The sequence below is a fragment of the Microbacterium sp. 4-7 genome (assembly GCF_014332665.1).
Lineage (GTDB): Bacteria > Actinomycetota > Actinomycetes > Actinomycetales > Microbacteriaceae > Microbacterium.
In genome coordinates this window covers 186,255-196,314 of sequence record NZ_MCRH01000008.1, presented here as the reverse complement: position 1 = coordinate 196,314, position 10,060 = coordinate 186,255, and the positions used below count along the sequence as shown (strand labels likewise).

The 10,060-nt window shown below is 67.1% G+C and carries 6 protein-coding genes and 1 rRNA gene; all 7 read right to left on the bottom strand.

Annotated elements, in window-relative coordinates; all coding sequences use genetic code 11:
* Nucleotides 1-89 precede the first annotated feature (89 nt).
* Nucleotides 90-1,614: ribosomal RNA gene (locus BEP68_RS17345) — 16S ribosomal RNA — on the bottom strand.
* A 595-nt stretch (nt 1,615-2,209) separates the two neighbouring features.
* Nucleotides 2,210-3,421, bottom strand: a complete 1,212-nt coding sequence (gene rocD, locus BEP68_RS17340) for an ornithine--oxo-acid transaminase (protein ID WP_187250706.1) — start codon at nt 3,419-3,421, stop codon at nt 2,210-2,212.
* Entirely contained in the window at nt 3,418-4,305 is an 888-nt protein-coding gene (ddaH, locus tag BEP68_RS17335) for a dimethylargininase (protein ID WP_053097827.1), read from the bottom strand. The genes rocD and ddaH overlap by 4 nt, the downstream gene beginning before the upstream one ends.
* 165 nt (nt 4,306-4,470) lie before the next feature.
* Nucleotides 4,471-5,487 carry an NAD(P)-dependent alcohol dehydrogenase gene (locus BEP68_RS17330; protein ID WP_187250705.1) on the bottom strand — a complete coding sequence of 339 codons (1,017 nt, stop codon included), beginning with the start codon at nt 5,485-5,487 and terminating at the stop codon, nt 4,471-4,473.
* 1 nt (nt 5,488) lies between these two features.
* Nucleotides 5,489-5,719, bottom strand: a complete 231-nt coding sequence (locus tag BEP68_RS17325) for a helix-turn-helix transcriptional regulator (protein ID WP_053097831.1) — start codon at nt 5,717-5,719, stop codon at nt 5,489-5,491.
* Nucleotides 5,719-6,153 carry a hypothetical protein gene (locus BEP68_RS17320; protein WP_187250704.1) on the bottom strand — a complete coding sequence of 145 codons (435 nt, stop codon included), beginning with the start codon at nt 6,151-6,153 and terminating at the stop codon, nt 5,719-5,721. The genes BEP68_RS17325 and BEP68_RS17320 overlap by 1 nt, the downstream gene beginning before the upstream one ends.
* A 90-nt stretch (nt 6,154-6,243) precedes the next feature.
* Nucleotides 6,244-9,945, bottom strand: coding sequence for a proline dehydrogenase family protein (locus tag BEP68_RS17315; protein WP_187250703.1), 3,702 nt, complete (start codon nt 9,943-9,945; stop codon nt 6,244-6,246).
* Nucleotides 9,946-10,060 lie beyond the last annotated feature (115 nt).

Below are 10,060 nucleotides of genomic sequence, written 5' to 3'. Positions count from 1 at the left end.
CATGTCAAATGTTCCACCCATGAGCTCCCAGCGAAGAACGAACGTCTTCGATCTGGGTTCTGGACTCCGAAGAGTCAGATGCTCCTTAGAAAGGAGGTGATCCAGCCGCACCTTCCGGTACGGCTACCTTGTTACGACTTAGTCCTAATTACCGATCCCACCTTCGACGGCTCCCTCCACAAGGGTTAGGCCACCGGCTTCAGGTGTTACCGACTTTCATGACTTGACGGGCGGTGTGTACAAGACCCGGGAACGTATTCACCGCAGCGTTGCTGATCTGCGATTACTAGCGACTCCGACTTCATGAGGTCGAGTTGCAGACCTCAATCCGAACTGGGACCGGCTTTTTGGGATTCGCTCCACCTCGCGGTATTGCAGCCCTTTGTACCGGCCATTGTAGCATGCGTGAAGCCCAAGACATAAGGGGCATGATGATTTGACGTCATCCCCACCTTCCTCCGAGTTGACCCCGGCAGTATCCCATGAGTTCCCACCATTACGTGCTGGCAACATAGAACGAGGGTTGCGCTCGTTGCGGGACTTAACCCAACATCTCACGACACGAGCTGACGACAACCATGCACCACCTGTTTACGAGTGTCCAAAGAGTTGACCATTTCTGGCCCGTTCTCGTATATGTCAAGCCTTGGTAAGGTTCTTCGCGTTGCATCGAATTAATCCGCATGCTCCGCCGCTTGTGCGGGTCCCCGTCAATTCCTTTGAGTTTTAGCCTTGCGGCCGTACTCCCCAGGCGGGGAACTTAATGCGTTAGCTGCGTCACGGAATCCGTGGAATGGACCCCACAACTAGTTCCCAACGTTTACGGGGTGGACTACCAGGGTATCTAAGCCTGTTTGCTCCCCACCCTTTCGCTCCTCAGCGTCAGTTACGGCCCAGAGATCTGCCTTCGCCATCGGTGTTCCTCCTGATATCTGCGCATTCCACCGCTACACCAGGAATTCCAATCTCCCCTACCGCACTCTAGTCTGCCCGTACCCACTGCAGGCCGGAGGTTGAGCCTCCGGATTTCACAGCAGACGCGACAAACCGCCTACGAGCTCTTTACGCCCAATAATTCCGGATAACGCTTGCGCCCTACGTATTACCGCGGCTGCTGGCACGTAGTTAGCCGGCGCTTTTTCTGCAGGTACCGTCACTTTCGCTTCTTCCCTGCTAAAAGAGGTTTACAACCCGAAGGCCGTCATCCCTCACGCGGCGTTGCTGCATCAGGCTTGCGCCCATTGTGCAATATTCCCCACTGCTGCCTCCCGTAGGAGTCTGGGCCGTGTCTCAGTCCCAGTGTGGCCGGTCACCCTCTCAGGCCGGCTACCCGTCGACGCCTTGGTGAGCCATTACCTCACCAACAAGCTGATAGGCCGCGAGCCCATCCCCAACCAATAAATCTTTCCAGTAACTGACCATGCGGTCGCTACTCGTATCCAGTATTAGACGCCGTTTCCAGCGCTTATCCCAGAGTCAGGGGCAGGTTGCTCACGTGTTACTCACCCGTTCGCCACTGATCCCACAGAGCAAGCTCCGTGTTCACCGTTCGACTTGCATGTGTTAAGCACGCCGCCAGCGTTCATCCTGAGCCAGGATCAAACTCTCCGTAAAAAAGAAATGCATACGACACCGGGAAAACGGTGACGCAGCGAGTTTGATGCTGACCAAAGAGACAAATCATTGCTGACTTTATCCGTTGCCAACCCCACAAGGAGGTTGGTCTTTGATCCAAAGGAATCTCATCCAGCCGAAGCTGAATCGAGGTTATTTGGCATTTGACAAGTGCACGCTGTTGAGTTCTCAAGGATCGGATGCTCCCACGACCCAGTCATCACAACCAGGCCCGAAGGGCAACTTCTCTATCTTATCTTTGCCATTCGGCCTGTCAAATCGACACGCCGTGAGGCTCAGAACCAGATCTGCAGCTCGGGGCTCAAGGCCGCCGAGGCAACTTCACTAGCTTATCCGTTCCGGATTCGCTGTCAAATCGACCGCTTCTCCGAAGTGGAAGCTCCAGGTCAGACAGAAGTGTGTCTGCGATCTGCTCCGAGGAGCTGATCGAGTGGAGGTGGTTCTCCGCTTGAGGGGGGTAAGGCTCTCGGCCTCTCCGCTTCCCTGTGGGGCGAACAAGTAATAAGTTACGTGGGTTCCGGGGTTCCGGCAAATCCGGGCTGTCCGCCGGGCGTGTCGCCCGGCGGACAGGGCGTCACGCCCCGAGAACCAGCTTCAGCTGCTCGACCGCCCAGTCGAGTTCGGTCGCGCGGATCACCAGCGGAGGGGCGATGCGGATCGTCTGACCGTGGGTGTCCTTGACGAGCACGCCCCGGTCGAGAAGCTTCTCCGCGATCTCGCGGCCGGTGCCCTTGGCGGGGTCGATGTCGACGCCGGCCCACAGCCCGGCGATGCGCACCTCGGTCACCCCGTGCCCGATCAGCGGCTCGAGGCCGGCGGCGAGGTGGGCGCCGAGTGCGCGAGCGCGCTCCTGGAACTCCCCGGACTCGAGCATCTCGACGACCCGCAGGCCGACGGCCGCGGCGAGCGGGTTGCCCCCGAACGTCGAACCGTGTTCACCCGGGCGGATGACTCCGAGCACATCCGCGTCGCCGACGACCGCCGACACCGGAAGGATCCCGCCGCCCAGCGCCTTGCCCAGGAGATACAGGTCGGGCACGACGCCCTCCCGATCGCAGGCGAAGGTCTCGCCGACCCGGCCGAGACCCGACTGGATCTCATCGGCGATGAACAGCACGTTCTTCTCGTCGCAGATCTCGCGGATGCGGCGCAGGTAGCCCTCCGGGGGGATCACCACTCCGCCCTCGCCCTGGATCGGCTCGATCAGCACGGCGGCGGTGTTCTCGGTGATGGCCGCTGCGACGGCATCCGCGTCCCCATAGGGAACCACGTCGAATCCCGGCGTGTACGGTCCGAAGTCCGTCCGCGCCTCGGGGTCGTCGCTGAAGCTGACGATGGTCGTGGTGCGGCCGTGGAAGTTGCCGGCCGCGACGATGATGCGCGCCTGGTCGTCCGCGATGCCCTTGACGCGATACCCCCATGCGCGAGCGACCTTGATGCCGGTCTCGACCGCTTCGGCGCCGGTGTTCATCGGCAGCACCATGTCTTTGCCGGCGAGAGTCGACAGCGCGGCGGCGAACGGCTCGAGCCGATCGCTCATGAAGGCGCGGCTCGTAAGGGTGACGCGACCGAGCTGCTCGGTCAGGGCCGCCACGAGAGCCGGATGCCGGTGCCCGAAGTTCACCGCCGAATAGGCGGCGAGCAGATCGAGGTACCGCTTGCCCTCGACATCCGTCACCCACGCACCCTCACCCCGGGCGATGTTGACCGGCAGCGGGTGGTAGTTGTGGGCGACGTGCGGCTCCGCCGTCACCTCGGTGCTCACGCCCGGGTCGACGGCGGTCACACCGCACCGCGCAGTTCGAGGGTGCAGCACTTGATGCCGCCGCCGCCGAGCAGCAGCTCGGACAGGTCGATCATGATCGGGTTGTAGCCGCGCTCGCGCAGCTGCTTCTCAAAGCCCTTCGCGCGCGGCGAGATGATCACGTTGTAGCCGTCGCTCGCGGAGTTGAGACCGAAGACGGATCCGTCCTCGTCGGACACGAGGATCGCCTCGGGGAAGCGCTCCTCGAGGATCGCCCGGCTCTCGTCATCGAACGCGCCGGGCAGATACGCGATGTTCGCGCGCTCGGGGCCGCCGTTCTCTACGCCCTGCACGGGGTCGAGCACCGCGATCGCGGTGTCCAGGTGGTAGAAGCGCGGGTCGACCAGGTTGAGCGACACGACCTCACGGCCGAAGACGTCGCCGACCTCGCGGTGGCTGTCGCCGGTCGAGCGGAACCCCGTGCCGGCGAGGATCACGTCGCCGACGAGCAGGAAGTCGCCCTCGCCCTCGTTGACCTCTTCGGGGATCACGGTGTCGTAGCCCGCGGCGCGGAACCAGTCGGCGAACGCGGGCGCCTCGCCCTGGCGCTCGACGAAGCGGAACTTCGGCACGTAGGCGCGGCCGTCGATCAGGAACCCGCCGTTCGCCGTGTAGACCATGTCGGGGAACCCGGCGAGAGGCTCGATCAGCTCGACCTCATGGCCGAGCTCGAGGTACAGGTCGTGCAGCTTCTGCCACTGCTCGACCGCCCTGGCCGTGTCGGTCGGCTTCGAGGGCTCCATCCACGGGTTGATCGAGTAGTTCACCGTGAAGTGCGACGGCGTGCACATCAGGTAGTGACGGTGGTGTGCGGTGCGGACCGGGGCTGCGGTCTCGGATGCCGGCGCAGTGGTTTCGACAGACATGGGGCTCCTCGAACGGATGCGGCGGACGCTGTCCAGGGGCCCGGCGGTCCTTCGACCCGCGCCGCTCGATGAGAGCCGGCGCCCGGGGAAGATGCGACTCGGGCACGCCAGCATCCATTCTGTCACCCGCCCCCTGGACGCCGCCAGAGCGCAGGCGCTTCTCGCTCAGGCTCCGCGGACGACGACCTTGCCGACCGTATGACCGGCTTCGAGATGCGCGAGGGCCGCGCGGGCCTCGTCGAATCCGAATTCGCGCTCGATCACGGGTGTGATCCGCCCCTCGGCGGTGAGCTCGAGCAGCTTCGCCAGGATCTCCGAACGAGGGCTCGCCGCCAGCGGGCGGATGCGGCGGCTCGAACCGATCGACAGGAACGCCGCCTTCACCATCCGCGGGATCGGGCCCAGCACGGGGCCGCCGTCACCCGTCACGAGCACCACCCGTCCGCCGGAGATCACGAGGCGCTGCAGGTCGCGCAGCGGCATCCCTCCGGCGATGTCGATCACCGCGTCGAAGTGGGCTGCGGGCAGCTCCGTCAGCGGCGAGCGACGGTGGTCGAGGGTGCGCACGGCGCCGAGGTGCTCGACGAGGCGCGCGTTGCGTTCGCCGCACGTCGCCCAGACCTCGGCACCGCGCAGCGCCGCGAGCTGCACCACGAAGGTGCCCACTCCCCCGGAGGCGCCGAGCACCAGGACTCGAGGGACATGGCCCGCCGCAGTGTGCTTGACGGAGCGGAAGCCGATGCCCGCGTGGTCGAGTGCCTGCCATGCGGTGCCTGCGGCGATCGGCAGGCAGGCCGCAGTCTCGGAGGTCACATCCGGCGGGATCGGGACGAGGCGCGTCGCGGGCACAGCGACATGCGATGCGAGTCCCCCTCCTCCGACGAGCTCGCCCACCACGCGCTCGCCGACCTCGGCGCCGATCTCCTGGGATCCGACGGCGACGACGGTGCCGGCCACCTCCATTCCCCGCACCGGATGCTTCGGACGCGTCAGGCCGAAGACCGGACGCACGAGCAGGGGGTCTCCGAGCATGAGGCGGATATCACCGGCGTTGAGGGCGGTCGCCTCGACGCGCAGCACCACCTCGCCCGGACGCGGGATCGGAACGGGGATCTGCTCGAGGTGCACTCCGTCGGACGGGCCGTACGTCTCACGCACCCAGGCAGACATCGTCTCGGTCATCTCACACCTCCGTGGTCGTGGGCTCGGGGTACTGGAACAGGTCGTCGATGCCGACGCCGAATGCCCGGGCGATCTGAAAGGCCAGTTCGAGGGTCGGCGAGTACTTCTCCTGCTCGATCGCGATCAGCGTCTGGCGAGTCACGCCGACGCGGCGGGCGAGCTCGGCCTGGGTCAGACCGGCGGCCTCCCGATGCGCACGGATGCGGTTGGAGACGAGCGTCGGCTTGACCATCAGACGAGACCCCGGCGATAGGCCACGACCCGAGCGATCCCGCCCACGATCGTCGCGATCGCGAAGCCCGCGAACATGGCGTGGGCGATCCAGAAGACGTCCGCGTTCATCGCGCAGAGCAGGATCACGCCGGCGCCCGCGATGGCCACGAACGCCTGCTCGACACGACTCCCCATGCGACCGATGTCCCGATCGCGGATGTCGGACCTGCCCACGCCGTCGGGGTCGCGTGCGCCGGCGATCATGCCCCAGCTGATGCTGATCGCGATGGTCACGACGATTCCGCCGCCGATCATCCACAGCATCAGCGGCGGCCAGTCGACCTCGGTCACGGGACCGCCGGCCGCCTGCTGCAGCACCGCAACGACGTACGCCGTGATGGCGATCAGGCTGACGACGAGACCGACCCAGACATTGCGCTCCTCGTAGACCATGACACCCTCCCGTGTAAAAGATTCTTGACACGAGGTTACGCCTGCGGCATCGTCTGTGTCAAGAATTCTTTACACAGCGCTCGCGCGGCGTCAGATGACGGAAGCACTCCAGGCGTCGGGGTTGCCGTAGCGGTGCGCGGTGATCGCGATGGCCTGCTCGTGCACGAAGGGCAGCAGCTCGATGCGCCCGGCGGAGGTGACCTCGCCGTCGTACACCGCGAGGTCGGGATCGCCGCCGACGGCTGTCGCCAGTGCGCGGTGCAGCGCTGCCACGGAGTCGCGGGGCCCGACCAGTCGCACCCGGCTCGGTCGCAATTCGTCGTCGAGGGATTCGAGCGTCGCGGACGGCTGCTCGCCGCGCCGCCGCATCCGCTCGATCCACTCGTCGTCGCTCTCCATGTGGACGACGGCGCCGAGCTCGCCGAGAGCGCGGCGAACCGGCGCCGGAAGACCGACGGGCGTCGACAGCACGAACCGGGCGCCGGCGCGCACCGCGGCGACGACGACGCGCAGCAGCTCCTGCCAGCCGGCATCCGCGGTGGCTCTGATCGCGACCGGAACCGGGCGGTAGCGGAACAGGTTGCGCTCGATCCCGAGGTGCGACACGTCGCGCACCTGCCCGAACTCGCGGTCCCAGGCGAGCGCATCCGAGAGCGCAGAACGACGCAGCCACTCGAAGGCCTCGAAGTCGAGCGACGGCTGCGCCGACTCGATGAGGTCGGTGATGCGCGAGTCCAGCCCGCGCAGATGGAGAGTGCTCGAGACGGTGCCGGACCCGCTCGACCGCCAAGATCCGAGTCCGATGAGGTAGTTCGGGCCGCCGGCCTTGGCGCCGGGGCCCACCGACGAGCGCTTCCACCCGCCGAACGGCTGGCGCTGCACGATCGCACCGGTGATGCCCCGGTTCACGTAGAGGTTGCCGGCCTGCACGCGGTCGAGCCAGAGCGCGAGCTCAGCCGGGTCCTGCGTGTGCAGTCCGGCGGTCAGACCGTACTCGACCGCATTCTGCAGATCGATCGCCCGCTCCAGCGTCGGCGCGTGCATGACGCCGAGCACCGGGCCGAAGAACTCCTCGGTGTGGAACCGCGAACCCGGCTGCACTCCCACACGGATGCCGGGTCGCCAGAGGCGCCCCGTGGGGTCGTCGGTCGAGACGGCGGGCTCGATGAGCCACTGCTCGTCGCCTTCGAGCTCGGTGAGCCCCCACGCGAGCTTGCCCTCGGGTCGCTCGATCACGGGTCCGACCTCGGCGAGCGGATCGGTGGGCCAGCCGACATGCAGCGACCGAGTGGCATCGGCCAATTGACGGGCGAAGCGCTGGGAGCGTCCGACGGGTCCGACGAGGATCGCGAGGGAGGCCGCCGAGCACTTCTGCCCCGCGTGCCCGAAGGCGCTGCGCACCAGATCGGCGACCGCGAGATCGAGATCAGCCGAGGGGGTGATGATCATCGCGTTCTTGCCGCTGGTCTCGGCGAGCAGCGGCAGTTCGGGGCGCCACGAGCGGAACAGCGCCGCCGTCTCCCACGAACCGGTGAGGATGACCCGATCGACGGACTCGTGCGAGATCAGCTCGCGGCCGAGATCGCCCTCTTCGATGTCGACGAGGGCGAGCACGTCGCGGGGAACGCCGACCTCCCAGAGCGTCTCGGCGATGACCGCCGCGCAGCGGCGAGCCTGCGGAGCCGGCTTGAAGACGACTCCGGAACCCGCGGCGAGCGCGGCGAGCACGCCGCCCGCGGGGATCGCGAGAGGGAAGTTCCACGGTGGGGTGACGACCGTCACGCGCGCCGGGTCGAACGTGGCGCCGGCGACGGCATCCAACTCCCGCGCCTTCGCGGCGTAGTAGCGCGCGAAGTCCACGGCCTCGCTGACCTCGACGTCGGCCTCGGCGAAGACCTTGCCGGTCTCGGAGGCGGCGACCTCGATCAGGTCTCCGCGGCGCCCTTCCAGAGCGGCGGCCGCGCGCAGCAGCACTTCGGCCCGCTCGGCGGCGGGGCGAGCACCCCAGAGCGCCGCGGCGTCGTGCACGCCCGCGATCGTGGCCTCGAGCGTGTCCGCATCGTCGATCCGGGCGGCCTCGATCGTCGAGACGCCGAGGGTGGAGTCGTCGATCCGGGCGGTGATCTCGCGGGCCCAGTCCCGGTTGGCCGGAAGCGACGGGTCGCTGTCGGGCGTGTTCGCGAAGCCCGGCGCGCCGCCGGTCGCCTCATCGATCTCGCGTGGGGCGTAGACCGCGGTCTCCAGGAACGGCCCGGTCGGGTCATCCGATCCGCGCGAGATTCCGAGCACCGCCTGGGTCAGCCCCTCCTCGGGCGCAGGCGCCACGGGCACGGGCCGCATGGACTCGTGCACGGGTGCGAGTCGGTCCTGGCTGCGCAGCGCCCCCACCTGCAGCGTCGGGGACGCCGAGCGGTCGACCGCATCGAGGAACCTGTCGCGCTCACGCACGAACAGCGCCTCGTCGTCACCGAGGCGGAATGCTGCGGACAGGAAGTTGTCGCTCGACGCGTTCTCTTCGAGCCGGCGCACCAGGTAGCTGATGGCGACGTCGAACTCGCTCGGCTTCACGACCGGGACATAGAGAAGCACCTCGCCGACCTCGCGCGAGACGGCCTGCACCTGCCCCTGCGCCATGCCGAGGAGCATCTCGAATTCGATCGGCGGCTGCGAGTTGGCGGCGGTCGCCGATCCCGGGTCGAGAGCGCGGACGCCCCGTTCCCCCGCGAGCAGCCACGCATAGGCGATGCCGAACAGGTTGTGACCCGCGATCCCCAGACGCACGGCGGCGACGTTCTCGGGGCGCAGCGCCCAGTCGAGGCAGCGCAGATAGTTGGCGTCGGTGTCGAGCTTCGTGTCGTACGTCGCCTGCGTCCATCCGTGCATCCGCGCCTCGACCCGCTCCATCGCGAGGTTGGCTCCCTTGACGAGCCGCACCTTGATGGGGGCGCCGCCGTGGTCGACGCGCTCGCGAGCCCAGGCGGTGAGCTGCTGCAGCGCCGGCAGGGCGTCGGGCAGATAGGCCTGCAGCACGATGCCGGCCTCGAGACCTTCGAGCCGCGGATCCTCGAGGATGCGCGTGAACACCGCGATCGTCAGATCGAGGTCGCGATACTCCTCCATGTCGAGGTTGATGAAGGTGCGATCCGACGCGGCGGTCAGATACAGCGGAAGGAGACGCTCGACGACCGACTGCACGACCTCGTCGAACGCCCACATCGAGATGTGACTGACGATCGCCGACACCTTCACCGAGACGTAGTCGACATCGGGACGACGGATCAGCTCATGGATGCCGTCGAGCCGCCGCTGCGCCTCGGCCTCGCCGAGCACGGCCTCTCCCAGCAGATTGAGGTTGAGTCGTGCGCCCGATTCGCGGATCTTCGCGATCGCAGGGCCGAGCTTCGCCGGTCGGGCGTCGACCACGAGGTGACCGACCATCTCGCGCAGCACCCGGCGGGCGATGGGCACCACGGGGCTCGGCAGCATCTGTGCGACTCCGCCGCCGATGCGCACGGCCGACCGCAGGTACCACGGCAGGAAGTCGGGCACGATCGGGGCGATGCGGTGCAGCTGGGATGCCGCGGCGCTGAGGCTCTCGGGGCGCATGACCCCGTCGACGAATCCGAGCGTGAACGGCAGCCCGTTGGCATCCTGCAGCACACCGGCCAGGCGCTCGGCCGCCGGATCGACATCGGCGGCCGCGGCCTCGATCACCCAGCGGCGGGCGAGCTCGACCGCACGGTCCGCGAGCGAGACGGATTCGGGATCCGTGGAGGGCATCGGGTCGGCCATGAGCTCAGCCTAGGACCGCGGTGAGCGCCTGGCCCTGAGCGACGATCGCGTCGCGCGGTTCCGGCCGCAGTTCGTGCCGTCGAACGCGCGGGCGGGCGACACGAACTGCGACCGG